Source organism: Ornithinimicrobium cryptoxanthini (genome assembly GCF_023923205.1).
Taxonomy (GTDB): Bacteria; Actinomycetota; Actinomycetes; order Actinomycetales; family Dermatophilaceae; genus Ornithinicoccus; species Ornithinicoccus cryptoxanthini.
This window is the reverse complement of the sequence record NZ_CP099490.1, coordinates 1856743-1882428: the sequence shown is the minus strand read 5'-3', so window position 1 is coordinate 1882428 and position 25686 is coordinate 1856743. Positions and strand designations below refer to the sequence as shown.

General features: G+C 69.3%; 25 protein-coding genes. 12 read left to right on the top strand and 13 right to left on the bottom strand.

Annotation, left to right across the window (positions count from 1 at the left end; all coding sequences use genetic code 11):
• Positions 1 to 26 precede the first annotated feature (26 nt).
• The 9 genes from NF557_RS08675 (at position 27) to NF557_RS08635 (ending at position 6506) form a co-directional block, all read left to right on the top strand.
• The gene (locus NF557_RS08675; protein ID WP_342454517.1) at positions 27 to 860 is read left to right on the top strand and encodes a phytoene/squalene synthase family protein; all 834 of its coding nucleotides are present in this window, start codon (positions 27 to 29) and stop codon (positions 858 to 860) included.
• On the top strand, positions 857 to 2503 hold the full coding sequence (crtI, locus tag NF557_RS08670) for a phytoene desaturase family protein (RefSeq protein WP_252623848.1): 1647 nt from the start codon (positions 857 to 859) through the stop codon (positions 2501 to 2503). The genes NF557_RS08675 and crtI overlap by 4 nt, the downstream gene beginning before the upstream one ends.
• Positions 2500 to 2832 (top strand): lycopene cyclase domain-containing protein, encoded by a 333-nt coding sequence (locus tag NF557_RS08665; RefSeq protein ID WP_252623847.1) that lies wholly within the window; start codon positions 2500 to 2502, stop codon positions 2830 to 2832. The genes crtI and NF557_RS08665 overlap by 4 nt, the downstream gene beginning before the upstream one ends.
• Positions 2829 to 3140, top strand: a complete 312-nt coding sequence (locus tag NF557_RS08660; RefSeq protein ID WP_252623846.1) for a lycopene cyclase domain-containing protein — start codon at positions 2829 to 2831, stop codon at positions 3138 to 3140. The genes NF557_RS08665 and NF557_RS08660 overlap by 4 nt, the downstream gene beginning before the upstream one ends.
• Positions 3137 to 4045 carry a prenyltransferase gene (locus NF557_RS08655; protein WP_252623845.1) on the top strand — a complete coding sequence of 303 codons (909 nt, stop codon included), beginning with the start codon at positions 3137 to 3139 and terminating at the stop codon, positions 4043 to 4045. The genes NF557_RS08660 and NF557_RS08655 overlap by 4 nt, the downstream gene beginning before the upstream one ends.
• A gap of 31 nt (positions 4046 to 4076) precedes the next feature.
• The gene (locus NF557_RS08650) at positions 4077 to 4595 is read left to right on the top strand and encodes a DUF2238 domain-containing protein (protein ID WP_252623844.1); all 519 of its coding nucleotides are present in this window, start codon (positions 4077 to 4079) and stop codon (positions 4593 to 4595) included.
• Positions 4588 to 5346 carry a glycosyltransferase family A protein gene (locus NF557_RS08645; protein ID WP_252623843.1) on the top strand — a complete coding sequence of 253 codons (759 nt, stop codon included), beginning with the start codon at positions 4588 to 4590 and terminating at the stop codon, positions 5344 to 5346. Before NF557_RS08650 ends, NF557_RS08645 begins: the two co-directional genes overlap by 8 nt.
• Entirely contained in the window at positions 5343 to 5915 is a 573-nt protein-coding gene (gene idi / locus NF557_RS08640; RefSeq protein ID WP_252623842.1) for an isopentenyl-diphosphate Delta-isomerase, read from the top strand. Before NF557_RS08645 ends, idi begins: the two co-directional genes overlap by 4 nt.
• A 171-nt stretch (positions 5916 to 6086) precedes the next feature.
• Complete coding sequence (locus NF557_RS08635; RefSeq protein ID WP_252623840.1) at positions 6087 to 6506, top strand: CBS domain-containing protein; 420 nt, start codon at positions 6087 to 6089, stop codon at positions 6504 to 6506.
• A 2-nt stretch (positions 6507 to 6508) separates the two neighbouring features.
• Here the strand turns inward: NF557_RS08635 and NF557_RS08630 are convergent, their stop codons facing one another.
• Together NF557_RS08630 and NF557_RS08625 are read right to left on the bottom strand one after the other, a co-directional pair.
• The gene (locus tag NF557_RS08630) at positions 6509 to 7867 is read right to left on the bottom strand and encodes an adenylate/guanylate cyclase domain-containing protein (protein WP_252623838.1); all 1359 of its coding nucleotides are present in this window, start codon (positions 7865 to 7867) and stop codon (positions 6509 to 6511) included.
• On the bottom strand, positions 7864 to 9549 hold the full coding sequence (locus NF557_RS08625) for an NAD(P)/FAD-dependent oxidoreductase (protein WP_252623836.1): 1686 nt from the start codon (positions 9547 to 9549) through the stop codon (positions 7864 to 7866). The genes NF557_RS08630 and NF557_RS08625 overlap by 4 nt, the downstream gene beginning before the upstream one ends.
• Before the next feature lie 128 nt (positions 9550 to 9677).
• Between NF557_RS08625 and NF557_RS08620 the strand changes: the two genes are divergently transcribed.
• Entirely contained in the window at positions 9678 to 10181 is a 504-nt protein-coding gene (locus tag NF557_RS08620) for a hypothetical protein (protein WP_252623834.1), read from the top strand.
• Between the two features lie 37 nt (positions 10182 to 10218).
• On the opposite strand, the gene NF557_RS08615 is transcribed toward NF557_RS08620, so the two are convergent.
• Positions 10219 to 10458, bottom strand: a complete 240-nt coding sequence (locus NF557_RS08615) for a MoaD/ThiS family protein (protein ID WP_252623832.1) — start codon at positions 10456 to 10458, stop codon at positions 10219 to 10221.
• A 175-nt stretch (positions 10459 to 10633) separates the two neighbouring features.
• On the opposite strand from NF557_RS08615, the gene NF557_RS08610 reads away from it, so the two are divergent.
• Positions 10634 to 11032, top strand: a complete 399-nt coding sequence (locus NF557_RS08610) for a single-stranded DNA-binding protein (protein WP_252623829.1) — start codon at positions 10634 to 10636, stop codon at positions 11030 to 11032.
• A 34-nt stretch (positions 11033 to 11066) separates the two neighbouring features.
• Here the strand turns inward: NF557_RS08610 and NF557_RS08605 are convergent, their stop codons facing one another.
• Positions 11067 to 11870: an alpha/beta fold hydrolase gene (locus NF557_RS08605; protein ID WP_252623826.1), complete on the bottom strand. Its 804-nt coding sequence runs from the start codon at positions 11868 to 11870 to the stop codon at positions 11067 to 11069.
• A gap of 65 nt (positions 11871 to 11935) precedes the next feature.
• On the opposite strand from NF557_RS08605, the gene NF557_RS08600 reads away from it, so the two are divergent.
• The gene (locus NF557_RS08600) at positions 11936 to 13138 is read left to right on the top strand and encodes a methyltransferase domain-containing protein (RefSeq protein ID WP_342454516.1); all 1203 of its coding nucleotides are present in this window, start codon (positions 11936 to 11938) and stop codon (positions 13136 to 13138) included.
• A gap of 11 nt (positions 13139 to 13149) precedes the next feature.
• Here NF557_RS08600 and mobA read toward each other — a convergent pair whose 3' ends face one another.
• From mobA to NF557_RS08555, 9 genes are all read right to left on the bottom strand, one after another.
• Positions 13150 to 13764, bottom strand: a complete 615-nt coding sequence (gene mobA, locus NF557_RS08595; protein ID WP_252623823.1) for a molybdenum cofactor guanylyltransferase — start codon at positions 13762 to 13764, stop codon at positions 13150 to 13152.
• Positions 13764 to 14918, bottom strand: coding sequence for a molybdopterin-synthase adenylyltransferase MoeB (moeB, locus tag NF557_RS08590; protein ID WP_252623821.1), 1155 nt, complete (start codon positions 14916 to 14918; stop codon positions 13764 to 13766). The genes mobA and moeB overlap by 1 nt, the downstream gene beginning before the upstream one ends.
• Entirely contained in the window at positions 14911 to 15648 is a 738-nt protein-coding gene (gene narI / locus NF557_RS08585; RefSeq protein ID WP_252623818.1) for a respiratory nitrate reductase subunit gamma, read from the bottom strand. The genes moeB and narI overlap by 8 nt, the downstream gene beginning before the upstream one ends.
• Positions 15645 to 16418 (bottom strand): nitrate reductase molybdenum cofactor assembly chaperone, encoded by a 774-nt coding sequence (gene narJ, locus NF557_RS08580; protein ID WP_252623815.1) that lies wholly within the window; start codon positions 16416 to 16418, stop codon positions 15645 to 15647. Before narJ ends, narI begins: the two co-directional genes overlap by 4 nt.
• Positions 16418 to 18169 carry a nitrate reductase subunit beta gene (gene narH / locus NF557_RS08575; protein ID WP_252623812.1) on the bottom strand — a complete coding sequence of 584 codons (1752 nt, stop codon included), beginning with the start codon at positions 18167 to 18169 and terminating at the stop codon, positions 16418 to 16420. Before narH ends, narJ begins: the two co-directional genes overlap by 1 nt.
• Positions 18170 to 18243: 74 nt before the next feature.
• Positions 18244 to 21999: a nitrate reductase subunit alpha gene (locus tag NF557_RS08570; RefSeq protein ID WP_252623809.1), complete on the bottom strand. Its 3756-nt coding sequence runs from the start codon at positions 21997 to 21999 to the stop codon at positions 18244 to 18246.
• Positions 21996 to 22832, bottom strand: a complete 837-nt coding sequence (locus NF557_RS08565) for a helix-turn-helix transcriptional regulator (RefSeq protein WP_252623806.1) — start codon at positions 22830 to 22832, stop codon at positions 21996 to 21998. The genes NF557_RS08570 and NF557_RS08565 overlap by 4 nt, the downstream gene beginning before the upstream one ends.
• A 276-nt stretch (positions 22833 to 23108) precedes the next feature.
• Positions 23109 to 24380, bottom strand: coding sequence for an MFS transporter (locus NF557_RS08560; RefSeq protein ID WP_252623803.1), 1272 nt, complete (start codon positions 24378 to 24380; stop codon positions 23109 to 23111).
• Between the two features lie 60 nt (positions 24381 to 24440).
• Entirely contained in the window at positions 24441 to 25676 is a 1236-nt protein-coding gene (locus tag NF557_RS08555) for an MFS transporter (protein ID WP_252623800.1), read from the bottom strand.
• Between the last annotated feature and the right edge of the window lie 10 nt (positions 25677 to 25686).

The window sequence follows — 25686 nt, the reverse complement described above, 5'->3', positions numbered from 1 at the left end:
CCCCCCGGCGAAGGCCACATCCCCCCTTGACGTCATACGACAACGCCGCGCGGGCTAGCGCCGCTGCCGTGATCGAGCACTACTCCACATCCTTCGGGTGGGCGACCCGGCTGCTCCACGAACCCGTCCGCACCCACGTGCGGTGCATCTATGCCCTGGTCCGCGTCGCGGACGAGCTCGTGGACGACGACCAGCAGCCCTGGGACGCAGACCAGCGGTCCCGGCTGCTGGACGGGCTGCAGGACGAGACCCACCGGGCCATCGAGGCAGGCGGGAGCGCCAACCTGGTCGTGCATGCCTTCGCGCTGACCGCAGCCGAGCACCACATCGGCGCTGACCTCATTGACCCGTTCTTCGACTCGATGCGCGCCGACCTGTCCGTGACGGTCCACGACCAGCAGAGTCTGTCCGGCTATGTCTACGGCTCCGCCGAGGTGGTGGGTCTGATGTGTCTGCGGGTGTTTGTTGGCGGGGACCACGAGGCCTATCACGACCTGGCGCCCGGGGCACGACGTCTGGGTGCCGCGTTCCAGAAGGTCAACTTCCTGCGCGACCTCCGGGCGGACCAGGACCTGCTCGGCCGGACCTACTTTCCCGGGATCGACCTGGGCACCTTCACCGACCGTGAGCGTGACCTGCTCCTGGACGACATCGACGCCGACCTCCGCACAGCGGCCCTCGCCATCTCCCGGCTGCCGCCCAGCAGCCGGCGTGCCGTCCACGCAGCGCACGCGCTCTTTGCCGCCCTGTCGGCCCGGTTGCGTGCGACACCGGCCGCGCAGATCTCCCGTGAGCGGGTGCGCGTGCCAGACCTGGTCAAGGCACAGATCGTGGCGCGTAGCGCACTGGTGGCTCGGTGACTCCGGCTCCCACCAGGATCGCGGTGATCGGCGGCGGGATCGCCGGCCTGGCCTCTGCTGCACTCCTGGCTGCCGACGGGCACGACGTCGACCTGTTCGAGCAGCAGCCGGAGGTCGGCGGCCGGGCAGGTTCGCGAACGGTCGACGGATTCCGCTTCGACACCGGGCCGTCGTGGCTGCTGATGCCCGAGGTGTTCGACCACTTCTTCCAGCTCCTGGGATCCTCGATGGAGGAGCAGCTCGACCTGCAGGTGCTCGACCCTGCCTACCGGGTCTTCTTCGAGGGCGAGTCTGGGACCGAGCCACCGCCGCACCTGGACGTCATGGCGGACACCGCGGCCAACCTGGCGGCCTTCGAGCAGATCGAGTCGGGGGCGGGCAGTGCCCTGGCGGCCTACCTCGACTCCTCGCGGGAGGCCTATGCCATCGCACTGCGCCACTTCCTCTACACCAACTTCACCTCTGCACTGGCCCAGGCCTCCCCCGACGTCGCCCGGCGGTTGCCACGTCTGCTGCCCCAGCTCGCCCGCTCGTTGGAGAGCTTTGTGGCGGCACGCTTCAGCGACGTGCGGCTGCGCCAGGTCCTCGGCTACCCAGCGGTGTTCCTGGGCTCCTCCCCCGACCGCGCGCCGAGTCTCTATCACCTGATGAGTGCCCTGGACCTGACGGGGGGCGTGATGTATCCCCAGGGTGGCTTCGCCCGTCTCATCGAGGTCATCGCCGCACTCGCCACGGAGCGCGGCGTGCGCATCCACACCGGTGCGACCGTCACCGCGGTGACCACTCAGGCCACCGGCCTAAGACGCGGCGCCCTGCCCGTTCCGCGGCTCCAGCGCCCCCGTGCCCGGGTGACCGGCGTGCGCTGGAGGGGCGCGGACGGTCTCGATCACGAGCACCACGCCGATGTCGTGGTCGGAGCGGGTGACCTGCACCATCTCGAGACACAGCTGCTCCCCCACGAGCTGCGCACCTATCCCCAGAAATACTGGGACACACAGGTCTCCGGGCCGGGAGCCGTGCTGGTGCTCCTCGGTGTGCAGGGTGAGCTCCCGCAGCTGCCCCACCACTCCCTGTTCTTCACCCACGACTGGCACGCAAACTTCGACGCGATCTTCGGTGGGCGCGTGCCGACCCCGGCGTCGGTCTACGTCTGCAAGCCGTCGGCCACGGACTCCGGCGTCGCCCCCAAGGGCCATGAGAACCTCTTCGTGCTCGTCCCGGTCCCAGCCGACCCGACGCTGGGCCGCGGTGGTGCACACGGAGCAGGAGACCCGGTCATCGAGCGGGTCGCTGACGCGGCCATCACCCAGGTGGCCGAGTGGGCGGGCATCCCGGACCTGGCCGAGCGGATCGTGGTGCGCCACACCATCGGGCCGGGCGACTTTGCCGCGGACCTGTCGGCATGGCAGGGCGGCATGCTCGGACCGAGTCACACGCTGAGGCAGAGCGCGATGTTCCGCTCCCGCAACCGGTCGCGCCACGTGGACGGCCTGCTCTATGCCGGCGCGAGCACGATCCCCGGGATCGGCCTCCCCATGTGCCTGATCAGCGCCGAGCTGGTGCTCAAGCACCTGCGCGGCGACACGTCGACTGGTCCCTCACCCGTGCCGACCAGGACCGGACCCCTGAGCGAGGCACCGTGAGCGGGCTGGCCTACGCCGGCGTGCTCCTGGCGGCGACGGCGTGCATGGCTCTGCTGGACAGGCGCTTCAACCTGGTCCTGTGGCGGGACCGCCGCCGCTCCCTGCTCGTCCTGGCCACCGGCATCGTCGTGTTCCTGCTGTGGGACGTCGCCGCGATCTCCCTCGGCTTCTATCACCGCGGGGACAGTGCGGCGATGACCGGCCTCATGCTCGCGCCCGAGCTGCCGGTCGAGGAGCTGCTCTTCATCACCTTCCTGTGCTACGTCACGCTGGTGCTCCGCGGGCTGGTCGAGCTGTGCCTCGCACGGGTCGGGGAGGGCGCACGATGAGCTATGCAGCCCTCGCGGGGGTCTTCGTGGCCGCGTGTGGCGCGGTGGCCGTGCTCGCCTCGGTCCGTTGCCGCCTGACCACCCGGTGGTGGCTGGCCACCGGCATCACCATCGGCATCCTCCTCGTCCTGACCGTCGTGTTCGACAGCTTGATGATCCAGGCGGACCTGTTCCGTTTCAACGAGGAGTCCCTCCTCGGGGTGCGGCTGTGGCACGCTCCTGTCGAGGACCTCGCCTGGCCCGTGGCAGCCGGACTGCTGCTGCCGGCCCTGCGCGAGCTGCTGATCCACAGAGAGGGGATCACATGACGGCCACCAGTTCGGCCTCCGCCACGTCCGGTCCCCCGGCCGTGGCGGCCGTGCGTCAGCTCGTCGGCTCCTCCCGCCCGGTGAGCTGGGTCAACACCGCCTATCCGTTCGCCGCGGCATACCTCATGTCAGGTGGCGGGATCACCCCCGCGCTGGTGGTCGGCACCCTGTGGTTCCTGATTCCCTACAACCTGCTGATGTATGGCGTCAACGACGTCTTCGACTACGAGTCCGACCTGCGCAACCCCCGCAAGGGAGGGCTGGAGGGCGTGATCCTGTCGCGGCGCTGGCACCGGCTGACCCTGTGGGCCGCAGCCGTGACCAACCTGCCGTTCGTGGTCGTCCTGGTGCTGTGGGGCGACCTGCGGTCCACCATCATCCTGGCCGTCAGCGTCTTCGCGGTGGTCGCCTACTCGGCACCGGGCCTGCGCTTCAAGGAGCGGCCGGTCCTGGACTCGGCCACGTCCAGCACCCACTTCGTCAGCCCGGCCGTGTTCGGCCTGGCCCTGGCGGACGCCACGTTCTCGCCGCCAGTCCTGGCTGCCCTGGCGGCATTCTTTGTCTGGGGCATGGCGTCCCAGGCCTTCGGTGCGGTCCAGGACATCCAGGCCGACCGCGCCGCCGACATCTCCTCCGTCGCGACCTGGCTGGGGGCCGCGCGCACGGTGCGAGCGGCCTTCGTGGGCTATCTGGCGGCGGGGGTCATCCTGCTGCTCACCGGGTGGCCGGGAGGGCTCGCGGCCCTGCTGGTCCTGCCGTATGCCGCCAGCGTCGCCCCCTACCTCGGGCTGGCAGATGCGGACTGCGAGCAGGCCAACGCCGGGTGGCGACGCTTCATCTGGCTCAACCTGGTCACTGGCTTCCTGGTCACCCAGCTGTTCATCTGGATCAGCCTTGCCTCCTGAGCTCCTGGTGCCCGGCCCTCGGTGGGCCAGGGTGGCGACCGATCTCGTCGCGGGCGTCGCCATCGTCTCCTTCCTGGCCGCGTTCTGGTGGGACGGTGTCGTCGTCGCGGTCTTTGCCCTCGTCCTGCTCGGCGTGACGGTGCCCCGGGTGGCCGGGTTGTCCGGTGTCGTGCAGGCCGCCACCGGAGCGACCCTCATCCTGGGAGCCTGGGCCGCCACCCTCGACTGGTACGTCAAAGTGCCCGGGCTCGACCTGCTCGTCCATGCCGTTGCCAACGGGTTGCTCGCCCTCGTGGCCGTGCTGGTCATGGTGCGTTACCGGGCCGTCGCCCCGCTGATGTCCCGGCTGGGCGCGATCATCGTGACCGCCGGCGTCGGGGCGCTCCTCGGCGTAATCTGGGAGGTTGGCGAATGGTTCGGCTACACGTATCTCAACGACGCCATCGGCGTGGGTTATGACGACACGGTGGGTGACCTCGCGGCCGGGACGGTGGGATCGGCACTGGCCGGTGCGACGCTGGGAGCAGTGGCTGAGGACGACGATGAGTGACGTGAGCGTGGTGATCCCGGTGCGCAACGACGCCCGGCGTCTGGAGCGGTGCCTGCAGGCCCTGGCCCGCCAGACCGTGGCACCGCTGGAGGTCGTCGTGGTCGACAACGCCTCGAGCGACGACTCCGTGGCAGTCGCGCTCGCCCACGGCGCACGGGTCGTCACCGAGCCCTCGGTAGGCATCCCCGCGGCGGCCGCCACGGGCTATGACGCGGCCACCGGCTCGGTGATCGCACGGCTCGACGCGGACTCGCTGCCGTCCAGGGCGTGGGTCGAGCAGGTCGTCCGAGCCCTGGACCGCCGGCCCGGCACCGTCGCCGTCAGTGGGGTGGGCGTCTTCCACGATGCACCGCGGGGACTAGGGCACCTCCTGTCCGTCGCCTACCTGGGCAGCTACTACGCGCTCGGCCTGCTCGCGGCCGGGCACCATGTGCTGTGGGGGTCGTCGATGGCCATCCGCCGTGACGCCTGGCAGCAGGCGTCAGCGGCGGTGCACCGCGACGACCGCGAGCTGCACGACGACATGGATCTCGCCCTGGTGCTGGGCCCTGCCGCGCGGATCGACCTGGTCCCCTCCATGACCGTGGGCGTCTCCATGCGGTCCCTGCGGGGCGCCGTCCAGCGACGGCGCCGCATGACCCGCGCCCTGCGCACACTGCGGGTCAACTGGCAGGACATCCCGCCCTGGCAGCGATGGGCAGACACGTTCACGCGTCCAGACCGACGCCCCCTCCGAAAGGCCACCACGTGACACACCCGACGACTCCGACCGACGACGACCCTGGACTCGGCGACCTCCCCGACGAGGTCATCCTGCTGGACGAGGACCTCACACCCATCGGTTCTGCTCCCCGGGCGACGGTGCACCACGAGGACACGCCGCTGCACCTGGCCTTCTCCTGCCACCTCTATGACGAGCAGGGCCGGGTGCTGCTGACCCGGCGTGCTCTCACCAAGCGCACCTGGCCGGGGGTGTGGACCAACGCCTTCTGCGGTCATCCGCGCCCCGGCGAGGACCCGGCCGATGCCGTGCGCCGGCATGCCCGGCACGAGCTGGGTCTGGAGGTCACCGACCTGCAACCGCTGCTCCCCACCTTCCGCTATAGAGCCGTCGACGCCTCCGGCACGGTCGAGAACGAGGTATGTCCCGTCTTCACCGCCCGGACCTCGCAGCAGCCTCACCCCAACCCCGACGAGGTGATGGACCTGCGGTGGGTGACCCCCGGTGAGCTCTCCGCCGCCGCCGCGGCTGCCCCGTGGGCCCTGAGCCCGTGGCTGGTCGAGCAGCTGGCGCAGCTGAGTGACCGACCAGGTGCCTGACCCGCCTGCTCAGCCACTCGGCACAGACAGCGTCCCCGGCACCGAAGCTCCCCCGGAAAACGTCGTGACGACACCTGGTCCACCCCGTCGGACCCACGAAAGGTTGGGTGGGGCGCCGAAGTCTGTCAGACGATTCGAGACAGCGTGCTGACCTGCGTGCTAGCGTCATGTATGCGCGTCGCCGACCTGATCAAGAACAAGGGCAGTTCCGTCGTCACCCTGCCGTCCACCGCGACGGTGACACAGCTGCTGGAGACCCTCGATGACCACAAGATCGGTGCTGTCGTCGTCCTGGACGAGGACACCGTCGTCGGGATCGTCTCGGAACGTGACGTGGTCCATCATCTGCGGACCGGTCACGAGCAGACCAGCCCCCTGTCCGAGTTGATGTCCACCGAGGTGCACTCCGTCACGGCCGGGGACGACCTGGTCAACCTGGCCGCGACGATGACAGAGCGGCGCCTGCGGCACCTGCCGGTGATCGAGGACGGTGCACTCAAGGGCATCATCTCCATCGGTGACGTGGTCAAGGCCCGGCTCGACGCGCTCGAGGCCGAGCGCGACCACCTGGAGGACTACCTGCGCCGCTGAGCTCAGCCGAGGCGGTCGACAACGTAGGCGGCGACAGGCTCGGTGCGACCCTTCAGCTCCAGGTCACCCAGCGGCTGGGTGACCACGCCGTCGGGCAGCTGGTCCAGGGTGGCGGCGCTGATCGCGACACGCCCCACCGGGGCAGCACCTTCCAGCCGGGACGCCGTGTTGACGACGTCCCCGATGACGGTCAGGGTCCGACCTCCCGCGCTGCCCACGATCCCGACGGCGACCTCACCGGTGTTGATCCCGACCCGGAACCGTGGCCACCTCGGGTGCTGCTCTGCGATGCGGCTGGTCTCTGCCTGGAGCGCCAGCCCGGCTCGGGTGGCCTGCACCGCATGGTCCGGCTGGTCCCCGAGGCTGTTGAAGGTCACCATGAGCGCGTCCCCGATGATGCGGTCCACCACTCCCCCGTGCCGGGTCACCACCGGCGGGATGGCGGCGTCGAAGTAGGTGTTGAGCATGGTGCGGACCTCGTCGGGTGGGTGCGACTCCGAGAAGGTCGTGAACCCTTGCAGGTCGGCAAAGAGGACGGTCATCTCACGGGTGCCGGAGACGGTCCGGTCGAGGTAGAGGTCAGCGAACCGCTCCTCATGCCACTGCCGGTTGGCCCCCCAGGCGACCAGGGCGAACGCCACTAGCAGCAGGAGGTGCCACTCCCACCAGCTCAGGTGCCAGTTCGGCGCGAGGGTCACCGCGACCATCGCCTCGCCCAGGAGGACGAACGCGGCGGCTACCGCCAGCGGCATCAGACCGCCCCGGCGACCCCACAGGCGAAGATAGGCCACGGCTGCGAATCCATAGAGACCTGTCGCCGCAACCGCGATGGTCACAAACCACCCGGACACACGCTCCGGGGTCGAGCCGCCGCCGAGCGGGGGCAGCTCCAGCAGCGAGACCGCCGCCCAGGCCGCCATCACGGTCAGCAGGGTGAGGCGCAGCAGCCGCGCCCGACGCACTGATGTCACCGCGGCAGCGCCCTCCACCTCGCGGGCGGACAGCGCCGCGAGGGCAGCCCCGAGGGCGATGCCGACAGGTGTGGACAGGTCGAAGCCCGCGTTGCCGCCGGCCAGCAGGACGCCTGGTGTGGCCAGAGCGTGCAGCGCCAGGAAGCCGGCGGGGGCCAGGAAGGCGAGGGAGACGAGCATCACGCGTGCGTCCGCGCGGCGAGCGGCGTTGACCCAGGTGACATAGGACAGAGCCACGCTGAGCAGCGCGGCCCCCAGCACGATCCAGAAGTGCGAGGGGTGATGCTGCCAGACAAGGTCCAGCTGGGGAAAACCAAGCAGGAGGGCTAGACCGGCGAGCGGGAGCGCCAGGGCGATGGCCGCTGGAAGCAGCCTCGCCCGCGGTCTCATCGCGGCCCGGGACCGCTCAGGGCGAGGTACTGGTGGATCTGTGCGACGACCACTGATCCCTCGCCGACAGCCGCGGCAACGCGTTTGACCGAGCCGCTGCGGACGTCACCGACCGCAAAGAGGCCCGGGACCGAGGTCTCGTAGGACAGGTGCGGGCGGTCCGGGCCGTGCTCGATCCCGGTCGCCACGAAGCCCCGCGTGTCCAGGGTGACCTCCTCGGGCAGCCACTGGGTGTGGGGTTCTGCACCGATCATCACAAAGAGGCCCTGCACCGGGTGGACCGTCTCCTCCCCCGATGTGCGCTGTCGCAGCGTCACCGACTCCAGCCACTCCTCGCCGGTCGCCGCGACGACCTCGCTGTCGGCCAGCACGGTGATCCGGTCGCTGGAGTTGATCTCGTCGATCAGATACTGCGACATGGTCGCGGACAGGTCGGGCCCCCGGATGACAATGGCGACCTGAGCGGCATACCGCTGCAGGTGCAGGGCTGCCTGTCCGGCGGAGTTGCCTCCGCCGACCACCATGGTCCGGGCACCCTTCAGCCCCTGGGCCTCCGAGACGTTCGCGCCGTAGTAGACCCCGGTGCCCTGGAGGCGGTCGAGGGCCTCGACCGGGAGGCGGCGGTAGGCGACGCCTGTCGCCAGGACCACCGCCCGTGAGCGGACCGGTCCCTCGCCCTCGACCTCGACCAGGAAGCCGACATCATCGGCCTGCAGTGCGGTCACTGGCCGGGTGATCACGAAGCTGGTGCCAAAGACCCACGCCTGCTGGAAGCCTCGCTGGGTGAGCTCGGTGCCGCCCAGTCCACGGGCAAAACCGAGATAGTTACGGATCAGGGAACTGGTGCCCGCCTGGCCCCCGAGCGCGAGGTGCTCCAGACACAGGACGCTGAGCCCCTCTGACGAGGCTGAGACCGCCGAGGCCAGACCAGCCGGGCCGGCACCGATCACCACCAGGTCGACGTCACGGTCGCCAGGAGCGAGGGTCGTGTGCAGGCCCCACGCCTCGCCGAGCTCGGCATCGGTGGGGTCCTGCAGGACGGTGCCGCCGATGGCCGGCATCCACACGGTCAGGGGGCCGGTCACTGACTCGGGATCGGGCACGCCGCTGCGCCCGAGCGCCTCCGCCCCAGCCGGGGTGCCGCGTTCGAGGAAGGCGTGCGGGATGCCGTTGCGGGTCAGGAAGCTGCGGACCTGGTGGCCGCGACGGTCACGAGGCTCCCCGACCACCACGACCTCACGTTCGGCACCGGCGACGCTGCGCGACCACAGCTGGACGAACTCACTGACGGTCTTGTTGAACAGCTCGTCCGGCGTGGTCCAGGGCTTGAGGACGTAGTAGTTGATGTCCCCCCGCGACATGGCCGTCAAGATCTGGGTCGTCGTCTCCCGGTGACCCCACGCGCCCCACGGCACCATCAGGCCACGGCCCGCGTCCGGATGCAGGGTGCGCACCCGGGCGAGCAGCTCAGCCCCGGGAATCTCCGGCAGCCAGGTGTCAGCCAGCACGAGCGCCACCGGCTCGCCCGTCTCGGCCGCGCGCTCCAGGTGGCGCAACGCATCGTCGGCCGAGGTCTCCGCGCGCACCGTGTAGTCGGCGCCGAACCGGCGACTCAACTCTCCCTCGGTGCGTGACAGTGCCTCGGGCTCCGGATCCACGGCCATGATCAGCGGGCGCGCCACAGCGCCGAGTCTAGCGCCCGCAGGGACTCGTGGGAATGGGTTCAGCCACCGGTCCGGTGGCGCCGGGCCGGTGCCACCGGTTGTCGTCAGAACATGCGACACCGCGCCCTGCGTCATACGGTGAACGCATGGTGCGCAACGGTCTCCCCACGACAGTCATGTTGCGTGACCTCGTGGAGGAGGTCATGGACGGTGGGTGGCCAGGCACCGAGGCCGAGCTCGACGCGTTCCTCGGGGAGCTGCGACTCACCCGCGCCGACACTCTCCCCGGCTATCCAGGCCGCGCCTTCCGCCTCACCGGCGAGCGTGAGCTGGACGCCAGTTTTGTGCTGGCTCACACGTATGACGGGGCGCTGGTGGGGCTGCACATCCTCGGCAACGGCATGGCCCAGGACGTCCAACGGGTCTGTGGTGAGATGAGTGCTGACCTGACGGAGGTGCACGGACCACCGCGCAAGGACTACGACCGGCGTCGCCCCCCCAGTGAGGCATCCCACTGGTTGGTGGGTCCGGCCCGGATCAGCGTCTACTGCCACGCTGACTACCAGTCAGCCGCGATGACGTTGCAGCTCGCCCTCGAGCACGTGGAGCGCACCGACCAGGCGGAGGACGACTTCCTCACCGAGGCCTGACGCCTAGTCACTCACCGCGATGGCCGGCGTGTGTGGCTCAGCCGCCGGCGAACGGTGGCAGCACGTCGACCACGGCGTCCGCGGAGAGCACCACAGTGGGATCCGACACGTAGCGTCCCTCGTGGAGCAGCGAGCTGCGGGCGAGCACGGCGTCCATCGCATCTCCGTGCCTGGCGACCAGTCCGCTGAGCAGCGACTCAATCGTGCTGGCGCTGACCTGCTCCTGATCGGTGCCAGCAGCCTCGGCGGCGGCTGCGAAGTATCGAACGGTGGGCACGGTGTCCTCCTGTGGGTGAACCCGTAGTCTCTCAGATCGAACCGGCGATGTGGCGGCGCCTGTGGTGTCGGCCGGTGAGGGCGCACAGTCCACAGGGTGTACCCAGACCGCCGTGCGTCCACAGTGGGCGGCTGCCGGCTCGACCGACCGCGTCCTGACCGGCGAGCCTGTCAGCATGAGTCCACCACCGAGATCAGCTCGTGCCGCTCCCGAGATCGAGACCCGCAACACCGTCCACCTGGTGGGCCGGGTCAGCTGGGGCCCCGAGTCACGCGTGATGCCCAGCGGTGACGAGGTCGTCCAGCTCCGCGTCGTCGTGCCGCGACCACGCGCGCGCAGCCGCTCCGCGCCCACGGGCGAACCACCCGGGAAGGCCAGGACCCAGGTGGACGCCATCGAGGTCGCCTGCTGGAGCGCTCGCACCCGCGCGGCAGCCAAACGCCTGACCGTCGACGACATGGTGGAGGTCGAGGGAGGCCTGCACCGGCGCTTCTTCGCCACCGGGGCGGGTCGCGCCTCGCGCTATGAGGTGGAGGCCAGGGCCCTGCGCCGCGCCAGAGCCGCCCGACCCTGAGGTCACCCGTCCCGACGGGGTCTCAGGCCCCTCGTCACTCGGCCGTCAGGAAGGTGCGCACGGCGGAGGTGAACGCCTCCGGCCGCTCCGAGTGCACCCAGTGCCCGGCACCCTTGATGGTGACCAGCACGGTCCGGGGGAAGAGCTCCTCCATCGCGGGACGGTGCTCTGGTTGGACATAGGGCGAGCGCTCACCGGCGACCCAGAGCACGGGCCGGTCGAACGGCGCACCGTCGGGGATGAAACCGCCGATCGTCGGCAGCTCGGCGAGCAGCAGGTCCAGGTTGGCCTGCCAGCGCCAGCCGTCCCCGTCGGCACGCAGGTTCTGCAGCAGGAAGCCCCGGGTGCCGGTGTGCGGGATGCGGTCGGCCAGCCGGTCATCGGCGGCGCTGCGACTCGGCAGGTCGTCGAGGTCCAGGGTGGCCAGCGCACCAAGGAGGTGCTCGAACTCGCTCATGTCGGCTGATGACACGGGCGCGATGTCGACCACGACCAGGCGGTCCACCAGGTCGGGGTGGCGCAGGGCCAGGGCCATCGCGACCTTGCCACCCATCGAGTGACCGACGACGTGCACCCGGCCGTCCGCCGCGAAATCCTCGCGCAGGTGGTCAGCCACGGTGTCCGCCATGTCGGCATAGGAGAACTCCTGGGTCCACGCCGACCTGCCGTGGTTGGGCAGGTCCACGAGCAACGAGGTGAACCCCGGCTGGAGCGCCTTGGCGATGGTGGTGAAGTTCTTGCCCTGGCCGAAGAGGCCGTGCAGGAAAACCACCCGCTCGTCGGCCCCGGCCTCGCCGACGGTGGTGGTGTTGAGCGTCGGGGCTGTCAGGTCAGTCACGGCCCCAACCCTACGTCGCACCCGTCGTCTGCGTGCCGGCCACCGCAGCCGACTACCCTGGCCTGGTGTCAGACGCCCACCCCCTCGGTCAGCTGTCTGTCGCCCAGGTCATGCAGTGCGACTACTTCGATGCTGGCAGGTGTCGTTCCTGCTCGCTGATGGGGACCGACTATGCCGGTCAGCTCGCTGACAAGCAGTCGCGCGCGGCCCGTGCGCTGGCGGCAGCCTGTCCAGGTCTGAGCTGGGAGGCGCCGTTCGGCAGCGTGCCGGAGGGCTTCCGCAACAAGGCAAAGCTGGTCGTCGGCGGCACGCGGGACGAGCCGACAGCCGGCATCCTCGACGCCCACCGGCAGGGTGTCGACCTGCGGCACTGCGGTCTCTATGAGCCAGGTCTGGCCGAGGTCGTGGAGCAGGTGCCGGAGGTCATCGCCACCCTGGGGCTGGTGCCCTATGACGTCGTGCGTCGCAGCGGCGAGCTCAAGCACGTCCTGCTGACCCACTCCCCCGACGGGGAGCTGATGATCCGGTTTGTCCTCCGGTCACCGGGTCAGCAGGTGCGCATCGCGCGTGCCCTCCCCTGGTTGCTGGAGACCATCCCCGGGCTGCGCGTCGTCTCGGTCAATCTCCAGCCGGACCATGCCGCAGTCCTGGAGGGTCCGGAAGAGATTGTCCTGACCGTGGCCGAGGACCTGCCGATGCAGGTCAACGAGGTGCGGCTGCGTCTGCGGACCGGGTCCTTCTTCCAGACCAACACAACGGTGGCTGCCGGCCTCTATCGCCAGGCGCAGGACTGGATCCACCAGGTCGACCCCGTCACGCTGTGGGACCTGTATTGCGGCGTCGGTGGTTTTGCGCTGCACGCCCTGCTGCGTCCTGACGGCACACCGCGCGATGTCCTGGGCCTCGAGATCTCGTCCGAGGCCGTGGCCAGTGCCCGCACCACAGCGGCGGAGCTGCCGGGCGCGGCCAGGTTTGAGGTCGGGGACGCCGCCTCCGGTGTGGGAGCCGGTGAGGCAGGGCCGCTCCGAGGGCTGGCACCACCCGATCTGGTCGTGGTCAACCCGCCGAGACGGGGCATCGGCCCCGTCCTGACCGAATGGCTGGAGTCCTCACAGATGCAGCACGTGCTCTATTCCAGCTGCAACGTGGACTCGCTCGCCCGGGACCTGGAGCGCATGCCCTCACTCGTGCCGGTGCGGGCGCGACTGTTTGACATGTTCCCGCAGACACCGCACCTGGAGGTGCTGACCCTGCTCCGGCGCGGTTGAGGGGGTGGGCCTCACTCCAGCCGGGCCTGCCAGGCCGCATGGTCCTCCCACGTGTCGATGTCGCCCACGTGGGCCGCGCTCGCGGGGGCCCAGGAGAGGTCAGCGACGAGTCGTCGGACCGACGTCCCGTGACCCGTGCCGACGCGGTCCAGTGCGGAAACCAGCGCGGTGGTGCGGTAGGCGGCGAGCAGCCACTGAGGGTGCCCCGTCGTGTCCTGGGGACACACCATCTCGACGTGAGACCCGGCGTGGGCGGCCGCCTCGAGCAGGTCGGGGACCGCGGCGGCGGCCTGCGGCTGGTCCACCGCCAGGACCAGGGTCCACGCGACCGTGCCGGGCAGCGCACCAAGGGTCATCATGCCGGCGGCGATGCCGGCGACGGGTCCGCCGCCAGGCGGCTCCTCCACCGTCTGCAGGACCGGCTCGACGACAGCGACCGGCCCGACGACCACGACCCGGCGTGCCGCCGCCGCAGAGTCCAGCACCCGGTCCAGCAGTCGCCGTCCGGCGACCTCAAGCGCCGCCTTGTCCATCCCGCCGAGCCGGGAGCCGCGACCGCCCGCCAGCACGATGATGTCGTGCTCGGGTCGGGCCGGTCGCTGCGGCGCCCGGTCATCGCTCGGCATCAGTATCTCGGCAGACTCGGGTCGACGTCCTCGATCCACTGCAGGATCCCGCCGGTCATCACCCGCACGTCGGGGTGGCCGAGATGGACCAGGTGGCGGGCCGCCCGGCCGGCCCGCGGTCCGGTCTTGCAGTAGAGCACCACCGGCCCGTCGCCGACGGCGGCCCGGTCCTCCCAGGTCAGCACCTCGCCGACAGGGATGGTGCGCGCACCCGGCACCGTCCCGAGCGCGTGCTCCCCCGGCTCCCGCACGTCGATGACCTGCAACGCGTCCAGACCGTCATGCACCTCGGTCGCCGTCATCTCCGGGATGGCCACGAGGTCCCGGCTCTCACCGGCCTCGGGCATCCGGGCACGGTGCGGCGTCGCGGTGCCGGCGTCGGCAGCCGCCGGGCGCAGCGGGATCTCGCGTGTGCGCTGGGTGAGCGCGTCGAGCAGGAGGATCCGCCCCACCAGCGGCTCGCCGGTGCCGGTGATCAGCTTGACCGCCTCGGCAGCCATGATCGAGCCGACCTGACCGACCATCGCGCCCAGGACGCCGGCCTCGGCGCAGCTGGGCACGTCCTCGGGGCGCGGCGGCACCGGGAACAGGTCGCGCAGCTGCACGGCGCCGGCGCCACCCAGCCCAGGGGGCAGGAAGGTGCTGATCTGCGCGTCGAAGCGCAGGACCGCTGCCCACACGAGGGGGATCCCCAGGGCCATCGCCGCGTCGTTGACGACATAACGGGTGTCAAAGTTGTCGCTGCCGTCCAGGATCACGTGGTGCCCGGCAAGGATGCCGCGCACGTTGTCCTCGTCGAGATGGTCGCGCACACCGTCGACGGTGACCAGCGGGTTGAGGTCGCGGACCGCGCGAGCGGCACTGTCCACCTTGGACATCCCGACGTCGGCAGTGCGGTGGATCACCTGGCGCTGCAGGTTTGTCAGGTCGATCTGGTCGTCGTCGATGACCGTGAGGTGACTGACGCCGGCTGCGGCCAGGTAGAGCAGCGCCGGCGAGCCGAGCCCGCCAGCACCGACCACGGCGACGCGGGCGTTGACCAGCCGCTTCTGGCCCTCCAACCCGATCCCCGGCAGCAGCAGATGGCGCGAGTAGCGGGTCAGCTGGTCAGGGGTGAGGCTGTCGACTGGATCGACGGTCGGACTGTTAGCCAACCTTCTCCCAACCCCGCTTCGGTGCTCGAGTGCCAGCGCCCGCGCCCGGACGATCGTCGCGGCTGCGGTAGACGATGTAGGGCCGAGTGAAGTAGCCGATCGGAGCGCTGAAGACGTGGACCAGGCGGGTGAACGGCCACATCGCAAAGAGCAGGAACGCAAAGAACGCGTGCAGCTGGAAGCCGAGCGGTGCGCCCTCCATCAGCGAGGCATCCGGCTGGAACCAGAAGATCTGGCGGAACCACGGCGAGACACCGTCACGGTAGTTGTACTCGCCTCCGATGGTCAGCAGACCGCCGGCGATCGTGTTCCACATGCCGAGCACGATGACCAGTCCTAGCACGGCATACATCACCTTGTCGTTGACGGTCGTCGCGGAGAAGACCGGACCGACGGTGCGGCGGCGATAGACCAGGATGACCAGACCGGCGAGCGCGGCGATGCCGGCCGGGATGCCGAAGGCCATCGCGACGAAGTGATACATGTCGTGGCTGATGCCGATCCGGTCGGTCAGGCTCTGCGGGACGATCAACCCCAGGAAGTGCCCGCCCGCCACACCGAGGATGCCGAAGTGGAACAGCGGGCTGCCGATCCGCAGCAGCTTGGTCTCATAGAGCTGCGAGCTGCGGGTGGTCCAGCCGAACTTGTCGTAGCGATAGCGCCAGACGTGCCCGACGACAAAGACCGCCAGGCAGATATAGGGAAAGATCACCCAGAGGAAGGTGCTCATCGGGGGGCTCCTACGGGGATAGATGTGCCGAGAGACTGACTACTGCTGGTCGAGGTAGAACCGTCACCGCATCCCGCTGCCGGGGCGTGCATCTGGTCCAGTGCCGGGTCGATGGCATAGGGGGCGTTGAGCGCCGCGTCGTCCAGGCCGACCGTCTCCTGCGGTGGGCCCTGGGAGATCAACCGGGCGAGTGCCTGGTTGTCGTCACCCTTGAGCTCGGGCAGGGTGGCCCGGACCGCCTGGACCACGTCGGCCCAGGGGGACTCTCGCTTCAGCAGGGCCCTGCGCAGCAGCTCGATGCCTACGCGGTGGTCGTTGAGGATCTTCCACGCCGCGTCGGGGGCGACGGTGGCCCCGAACTCGAGCACGACCGCGAGATGGTCGGGCAGCTCGCCGTCGCCGTCCGTGAGCTCGACCCCGTGCTCACGGAAGAGCTGCTTGAACTGGACCAGCGCCACTCCCCTGTTGCGCGTGTCGCCGTGCAGGAAGTAGGTCAGGTGCAACGCGCACTTGCGGGTGACGTCGAAGGTCTCGACGTAGTCCTGCTGGAGCACGTCGAGACTCGTCCCGCCCGCATGGGTCAGGAACCGTGCCAAGGGCTCGGCCAGCTCCGGCGGCAACGCGGCCGCGACCTCGCACAGGACCGGGAGCCGCTCCACCAGTGCTTCGTCCGGGTAGTCGAGCAGGAGCGAGCACAGCTGCCAACCGTCGGCCTGCACCCTGGGGTCCAGACGTGAGGTGGTGCGCCGGTGTCGCCGCCAGGGAAGCATCAGGTGACCTTCCCGTCCGACCCGGCGGTGTTGTCCGGGCGGGAGTGCGGGCTGTCCAGCTGGGCCGGCTCGTCGACGGTCCTGACCGAGGCGTCCTTCTCGCTGTCCGGGAACATCCCCGCGGGCACGCCCTTGCCGTCCCAGTTGAGCAGGTTGACCCGCCCCCTCTTGGAGCCACCGGACAGCAGGACGTCAGAGGTCTGCCGCTGCTGGAGCATCTGGAAGTTCTCGACGGCGACAGGAGTGGTGCCACCACGACCGGACCCCTCACCGAAGGGACCCGACAGCTCCATCAGCTCGTCGTCGTAACCACTGACGGGGCAGTCCGTGGCAGTCTCCTCCAGAGCGTGCGCCTCCTCACCATGCGCCGACGGGATCACGTAGCGCTCGTCATACTTGGCGATCGCGAGCAGGCGATACATCTCGTAGATCTCCTCCTCGGTCATGCCGACCGACTCGGGGATGTGGGCCTGCGGGTCACGACCCAGGTTGATGTCACGCATGTAGGAGCGCATCGCCGCAAGCTTGCGCAGGACCAGGTCGACCGGCTTTGGGTCGCCCGCCGTGAACAGGTTGGCGAGGTATTCGATCGGGATCCGCAGCGCATCGATCGCCGCGAACAGGTTGTCGGTGTCCTCCGCGTCATGACCGGTGTCCTTGATCACGTCGACCACCGGTGACAGCGGCGGGATGTACCACACCATCGGCATGGTGCGGTACTCCGGGTGCAGCGGCAGAGCCACCTTGTATTCACTGATCAGGCGCCACACCGGCGACTTCTTGGCCGCCTCGACCCAGTCACCGGGGATCCCGGCACGCTCGGCCTCCCGCTGGACGACCGGGTCGTGCGGGTCGAGGAAGACCGCGCGCTGCGCCTCATAGAGGTCGTGCTCGTCCTCGACCGACGCCGCCTCGAGCACCTTGTCGGCGTCATACAGCATCAGACCGATGTAGCGCAGCCGGCCCACGCAGGTCTCGGCGCACACGGTCGGGATGCCCACCTCGATGCGGGGATAGCAGAAGGTGCACTTCTCGGCCTTGCCGGTCTTGTGGTTGAAGTAGACCTTCTTGTAGGGGCAGCCGGTGACGCACATCCGCCAGCCACGGCACTTGTCCTGGTCGACCAGGACGATGCCGTCCTCCTCACGCTTGTAGATCGCTCCGGAGGGACAGGCCGCCGCGCAGCTGGGGTTGAGGCAGTGCTCGCAGATCCGCGGCAGATAGAACATGAAGGTCTCGTCAAACTCCATCTTGACCTTGTCCTCGATGCCCTTGAGCATCAGGTCCTTGGCCGCGTGCTGCTTGCTGCCGCCGAGGTCATCGTCCCAGTTGGCAGACCACTCGATGTTCATCTGCTTGCCCGAGATCAGCGAGTAGGGCTTGGCGACCGGGAAGTTCTCCTGGGCCGGGGCGTTCAGCAGGGTCTCGTAGTCATAGGTCCAGGGTTCGTAGTACTCCTCGATCGAGGGCAGCTTGGGGTTGGAGAAGATGTTGAGCAGCCTGTTGAGCCTCCCGCCGGAGCGCAGCTTGAGCCGCCCCGCCGGGGTGCGCACCCAGCCGCCCTTCCACTCCTCCTGGTCCTGGTAGCCGCGCGGGTAGCCCAGCCCAGGCCGCGTCTCGACGTTGTTGAACCAGACGTACTCCATGCCGCTGCGGTTGGTCCAGGCCTGCTTGCACGTGACCGAGCAGGTGTGACACCCGATGCACTTGTCCAGGTTCATGACCATGGCCATCTGTGCCATGACTCGCATGTGATCTCTCCTGTATGCCGTCACCCGGGGGCGCTGCCCCCGAGCGCCCCCGGAGGGGCTCGGGTGGGTGGTCTTTAGTACGTCACCGGTGCGGTGCGCTTGCGGATGGTGGTGACCTCGTCGCGGTTGTTGCCGGTCGGGCCGATGTAGTTGAAGAAGTAGGCGAGCTGGGCATAACCACCGATCAGGTGGCTGGGCTTCATCAGGATCCGGGTGAGGCTGTTGTGGATCCCGCCACGCTTGTTGTCCGTCTCGGTCAGCGGCACGTCGATCAGCCGGTCCTGCGCGTGGTGCATGAAGACGGTGCCCTCGGGCATCCGGTGACTGACGATGGCTCGCGCGGCGACCACACCGTTGCGGTTGACCGCCTCGATCCAGTCGTTGTCCAGGACGCCGATCTTGTCGGCGTCCAGGTCTGACATCCAGATCGTCTGGCCACCTCGGGACAGCGAGAGCATGAACAGGTTGTCCTGGTACTCACTGTGGATCGACCACTTGTTGTGCGGGGTCAGGTAGCGCACCGAGACACCGAGCTCACCCTCGGCCCCGATCTCCGGCTCGCCGAAGAGGAGGGTCATGTTCAGCGGTGGTCGATAGGTCGGCAGCCCCTCCCCCATGTCGAGCATCCAGTCGTGGTCCACATAGAACTGTTGGCGCCCGGTGAGGGTGTGGAACGGCTTGGACCGCTCGATGTTGATGGTGAACGGCGCATACCGCCGCCCGCCGCTCTCGGAGCCGGACCACTCCGGGCTGGTGATGACCGGCACCGGAGCTGCCTGGGTGTCCGCGAAGGTGATGATCTTGCCCTCGTGCTCGGCCGACAGGTCGTGCAGCTGCACGCCGGTGCGCTTCTCCAGGTCCTTGAAGCCCTGGGTCGCCAGGTGACCGTTGGTGGTGCCCGACAGGTGCATGATCGCCTCCGCGACGTGCACGTCGGTCTCCAGCTTCGGCTGGCCGTCGGCCACCCCTCCCCGGACGGTGCCGTTGACGACGCGGAGCCGGTCGACAAAGTCGGACGGGTCGTACTTCACGCCCTTGGTGACCATCCCGACCTTCTCGAGCAGGGGCCCGATCGCGGTCATCTTGGCGTAGATCTGCGTGTAGTCGCGCTCGACCTCCACCAGGACCGGCATGGTCTTGCCCGGGATCGGCTCGACCTCACCGGTCTTCCAGTCCCGGACCACACCGTGCACCGTGGCCATCGCCTCGGGGGTGTCGTGCCACAGCGGTTTGGCCACCACGTCCTTGCGGGTGCCCAGGTGGTCGGCGGCCAGCTCGGAGAAGCGCTTGGCCACCTCCTTCCAGGCGTCCCAGTCGTTCTTGCTCTGCCACGGCGGGGAGATCGCCGGGTTGAACGAGTTGATGTAGGGGTGCATGTCGGTGGTGTTGATGTCGTGCTTCTCGTACCACGTCGCGGCCGGCAGGACGATGTCAGAGAGCAGCGTCGAGCTCGTCATCCGGAAGTCGATCGTCATCAGCAGGTCGAGCTTGCCCTCGGGCACCTCGTCCGGCCACGCGATGTCGCGGGGACGCTGGTCCGGCCCGGCCTGGCTGGCGCGGACCGCGTTGGTCGTCCCGAGCAGGTGCTTGAGGAAATACTCGTTGCCCTTGGCCGAGGAGCCGAACAGGTTGGCCCGCCACAGGGTGAGCACCCGGGGCCAGTTCTCCTCCGCCTCCGGGTCCTCGACGGCAAACCGCAGCGAGCCCTCCTTGAGCTGGTCCACGACATACGCCTTGACGTCGGTCCCCGCCTCTGCAGCCTCGTCGGCCAGCACCAGGCTCGACCGGTTGAACTGCGGGTAGGACGGCGTCCAGCCCAACCGGACCGACTGCGCGAGCAGGTCCATCATCGACCGCCCCTGGAAGGCGCCGGTGCCGGCGCCGACGTCGTCAGTGGTGAAGGTGTCGTAGCGGTACTGGCTGGTGTTGACATACCAGTAGGCCGTCTGGTTCATGTGCCGCGGTGGACGCACCCAGTCCAGGGCAAAGGCCATGTGCTGGAAGCCCATCAGCGGACGGACCTTCTCCTGCCCCACATAGTGCGCCCAGCCGCCGCCGTTGCGGCCCTGGCAGCCGGTGATGGTGGTCAGGACGAGCATCGCGCGATAGATCTGGTCGGAGTGGTACCAGTGGTTGGTGCCGGCGCCCATCAGGATCATGCCGCGACCACCGGTGTCGATGGCGTTCTGGGCGAACTCACGGGCCAGACGGGCGATCTGGTGCGAGGGCACCGAGGTGATCGCCTCGGCCCAGCCCGGCGTGGCTGGCACCGACGGGTCCTCCAGGTCCTCCGGCCAGGTGCCGGGCAGCCCCGGACGGCCCACTCCGTAGTGCGCCAGCATCAGGTCGAGGACCGTGGTCACCAGGTGTCCACCGATGCGCCGGACCGGCACCCCGCGCTGTTCGTAGACGACCTTGTCGCCGCTGTCGAAACGGGGCAGCTCCAAGGGCACCGAGTCGCCGGTGTCGGCATACAGCGACAGGACCGGATCGATGTCGCCGAGGTCAAGGTTCCACTTCCCCTCGCCCTCGGGGCCGAAGCGGTGCCCGATCGAGCCCTGCGGCACGGCCACGTCGTCGGTGCCTCGGTCCAGCACCACGGGCTTCCACATGGCGTTCTCCGACGAGCCCTCGGGGTGGCCCTCGAGATCGCCCGCGACCACGAACTTCCCAGGTCGGTAGGAACTCGCACGGGAGGCTCCGCCCCCCGTGTCCCCCCCGACCCCGGCCTCGTCGTCGACCGGAACCAGTGAGACCAGGAACGGCAGGTCGGTGAAGCGCTTGGTGTAGCCCTCGAAGAACTCGACCTGCTGGTCGACGAAGAACTCCTTGAGGATGACGTGGCCCATGCCCATGGCCAGCGCGCCGTCGGTGCCGGGTGCGGGGGCGACCCACTCGTCGGCGAACTTGACGTTCTCGGCATAGTCCGGCGCCACGGCGATGACCTTCTGGCCGCGATATCGCGCCTCCACCATCCAGTGCGCGTCTGGGGTGCGGGTCATCGGGACGTTGGAACCCCACATGATCAGGTATGCCGCGTCCCACCAGTCGCCGGACTCCGGCACGTCGGTCTGGTCGCCCCACATCTGCGGCGAGGCGTTGGGCAGGTCGGCATACCAGTCGTAGAACGACAGCATCGGAGCACCGATGAGCTCGTTGAAGCGCGCGCCGGAGACGTAGCTGACCTGCGACATCGCTGGGATCGGGGAGAACCCTGCGATCCGGTCCGGACCCCAACGCTTGATGGTGTAGACGTGGGCGGCGGCGATCATCTCGACCGTCTCCTCCCACGTGGAACGGACCAGCCCGCCCTTGCCTCGGCCGGACTTGTAGACCTTGGACTTCTGCTCGTCCTGCACGATGCTGGCCCAGGCGACGACGGGGTCGCCGAACTCCTGCTTGGCTCGGCGGTAGAGCTCCAACAGAGTCCCGCGGACATAGGGGTATCGCACCCGGGTGGGGCTGTAGGTGTACCAGGAGAACGCCGCGCCACGGGGGCAGCCGCGAGGTTCGTACTCCGGCCGGTCCCCGCCGGTTGTCGGGTAGTCGGTCTGCTGCGCCTCCCAGGTGATGATCCCGTCCTTGACGTAGACCTTCCACGAGCAGGAGCCGGTGCAGTTGACGCCGTGGGTGGAGCGCACCACCTTGTCGTGGCTCCACCGGTCGCGGTAGAAGGAGTCGCCCGCGCGCCCGCCCTCGAGAGAGAGGGTGCGTTGGTCGTCGGAGACCTTGCCGCGCGTGAAGAACCTGCGGGTCCCCACGAGCGCGGCGGACAGTGGGCCGTCGAAGCCAAGCTGCTCGTTCTGCGGTCGTGCTGCGGTGTCTGTCATCTCTGCTCTCCACGGTCGGCGAACGGGGTGGTCACAGTCAGGTGTGCTCGGCAGGTGCGCTGATCGACCAACGGCGCGAGGTCCAGCTCGACGCTCTCCTCGCCCAAGGCGTCCAACGCACCGCGCAGCAGGCCTCGGTGAACGCCACAGACCAGGTGCGGCTGGTCCTTGGCCAGGGCCAGGAAGGGGCAGTCCCGCAGGAGGATGTCGGTCTCGGCTGTTCCGGCCGTGGTCCGCAGCTCGGGGGCGTGCCCCCAGCCGACCAGCAGGTCCAGGACGACGCCGATCTTGGCCAGCCAGGCGCCGGGGGTCGTCGCGGGCCCAAGCTGGCTGACCTCGACGACCACCCGGTCCACGCGGTCGCGCGCCCACTCGCGGCCCGACTCCTCCAGCACCCGCGGTGTCTGCTCCAAGGGGGACTGGTCGTGGTCGGTGCGCTCACCAGAGGGGCTGGCGGACTGTTCGGTGGCGCGGGTCACGATCTCGGACAGCGCGGCATAGGCCTGGAGCGCGTGTGGCTCGGTGGGCGCCTGCATCGGCACTGTCGGCACCGAGTAGAGCTTGCGGGGTCGTCCGGCGCCTCCAGAGGGGGCCGCCCGGACCGCCATGAGCAGTCCGGCGTCCACCAGCTGGTCGAGGTGGAACCGGACCGTGGTCAGGTGCAGGCCGACGACCTCGGCGAGCTCCTGCGCACTCAGCGCCTGCTGGCGGCTCGTGTGTCCGGTAGCACCGGTCGAGGTCCCGGCCGGCAGGCTGGACAGGTGGTCGAACAGGCGTCGGCGCACGTCAGAGCGGAGCAGCTCCAAGCCCGCTCCCGACGGCTGCGCTGTCATGGTGACCATCTCTCCGTGCGATTTAGCGGAATGCACTTGGGCGCCACCCTAGCGCGTTGACCGTAGTCGCGACAGGGGGGCAGACGCGTGTCGTGACCTGCAGTTTCGACCCACCTTACGGCTGGATTAGGGCACGATCCCATGCGCTAAAACGGCATTTTGTCTGAAGTCGTCGGCGCGACCGGCATATTTAGCGGAACAGCCGCGCGAGGCCTGGCCGGCCGCCGCCTATGGCCGTACGCGACACGTGGAGCTGGTGGGCGAGCGCCTCAGCGCTCAGGGTTGCGGATCGCGCGCGTCATAGGTCAGGAAGCCCCGCTGGACCCGTGCCAGGCTCAGCATCGCGACGACGCACGCCAGACCACCGAGGAGCAGTGCTCCCCACTCCGTCCACGCGGAGGCGATGGTGCCAGAGACCAGTTCGCCGAGCCTGGGGCCGCCAGCCACCACCACGATGAAGATCCCCTGCAACCGCCCTCGCAGGTGGTCCGGTGTCGCCGCCTGCAGGATGGTGTTGCGGAAGACCGCCGAGACCGAGTCCGCTGCTCCCGCCGCCGCGAGACCGAGGCAGGCGAGCACCAGGGCCGCGCCGGGACCGAAGACGCGTCCGGAGCCCAGCACCGCCAGTCCGACGAGGACGATGCACACGCCCCAGGCCACCACGGCCCAGACCACGGCGCGTCCCTGGTGGATGACCGCACCGAGCGGGCCGGAGAACATCATCGCCACCACTGCCCCCACCGCGAGGGCGGCCGAGAGCACGCCCACGGTGGCCTCCCCGCCGGCCAGCGCCACCACGGCGATCGCCGGGAACAGCGCTCGGGGCTGCGCCAGGATCATCGCGCAGAAGTCGGCCAGGAAGGTCATCCGCACGTTGGGGCGGGTGCCCAGGAAGCGCAGGCCGTCGACCACGCTCGACAGGCCGGGTGCCCTCCTGGTCGCCTTCGTCTCGGGCCTGATGGGGGGAAGGGCCGACAGTCCCCACATCGCGACGGTGAAGAGCAGGACGTCCAGGATGTATGCCGTGGTGTAGCCACTGAACTGGACGATCACCCCGGCCAGCAGCGGCCCGACCGTCATCGCGATGTTCATCGAGGCCACACTCAGGGCGTTCGCCGCGGGCAGCTGCTCGAGGGGCAGCAGTCGCGGATAGATGGACGACCTGGCCGGGCTCATGATGGCAAACCCAGCACTGTGCAGCGCCACCAGCGCATAGAGCACGCCGACCTCGGTGTTGCCGAGCGCCGCCTGCGCCACGTTGAGACCGCCGGTAACCCACAGCACGATCCCGCCGACCAGAGCCACCGTCCGGCGGTCGTGGGTGTCGAGCACCGCCCCGCCATACAGCCCGAGCACGACGATCGGGACCAGCGCATAGAGGCCGACCAGACCGACGGCGAACGATGATCCGGTCAGCGCATAGATCTGCAGAGCGATGGCGGTGGTCGCCAGCTGGGCACCGATGCCCGAGGTGACCATCCCCAGATAGAGGTGGCGGTAGGGACGCGACTGCCGCAGCGGGGTGATGTCGAGCAGGACGCGGCGCACCGCCCAATGCTGCCACCCGCCGGTGCTCGAGCCGGTGGCGGTGTGGGCCCGCCAGAGTGGTCAGGCGGTGGCCGGCTCGGCCTGCTTCTTGCGCACCAGCGTGATCGTCAGGATCAGCGCCACGATGGCCGTGATGGCCAGCAGGAGCAGACCGAGCGCGTAGGACTCGGTGCGGCCATAGATGTAGCCCATCAGCAGCGGCGGCAGGAAGCCACCGAGGCCGCCGGCGGCACCCACGATGCCGGTGACCCCGCCGACGCGGGCCGGCTCGGTCACCTTGGCGATGAGGGCAAAGGTTGCGCCGCTGCCGGCGCCCAGCGCGGCAGCCATCCCCAGGAACGCGAAGGTGCCCAGGTGCTCCAGGATCGGCGTGGTGGAGGCGATCGTCGCACCGATGGCCACCACCAGGAAGCATCCGGAGAGCACCTCGATGGCACCGAGCTTGTCGGCCAGCCACCCGCCGAGGGGCCGGCCGATGACCGCCACGATGACGAAGCCGGCCATCCGGTTGGAGGCGTCACCGGGGTCGAGTTCGTAGGCCACCTTCAGATAGGACGGCAGGTAGACCGAGAAGGCGACGTAGCCGCCGAAGGCCACGGCATAGAGGAAGGCCAGCATCCAGGTGATGGACAGCTTGGAGTTGGCGACGACGCGGGCGACCAACGACGTGGTCGGGATCGTGCGTCCCGGCGCGTCCCGCATGACCAGCCACGCGGCCACGGCATAGATGGCCAGGGCGATCGCGGTGACCAGGAACGGCAGCGACTCGGACTGGTTGTAGAGCGGGACCGTGGTGAACGCGCTGATGGCAGTGCCGCCCATGCCGGCTCCGAAGATGCCGATGGCCAGCCCGCGCTGGGCGGGCGGGAACCACGAGTTGACGAAGGGCACGCCCACGGCGAAGGCGGTGCCGCCGATGCCGAGGAAAATGCCGGTGATCAGGAGGGCGATCAGGGAGCTTTGCGCCCAGAAGCCGATGACCAGCACGGGGACGATCGTGGCTGCGGACACCAGGGGGAACATCACCCGGCCGCCGTAGCGGTCGGTCCAGGCGCCGACCAGGATGCGGCCGAGGGACCCGACGATGACCGGCACAGCCACGAGCAGCGCGACGTCGCCCTCGGTGATGTCGCCGAGGGCGTTGTTGTCCCGCCAGAGTGGGCCCAGTGGGCTCAGCAACGCCCAGGCCCAGAAGTTCACGGCGAACCCCAGGGTGGCCATGATCAGCATCAGCCAGGCGCGGCGGGGCGCCTTCGTCGTCGGGGTGTCGGTGGTGGTGCCCGCTAGCTCGGACATCGCGCTCCTT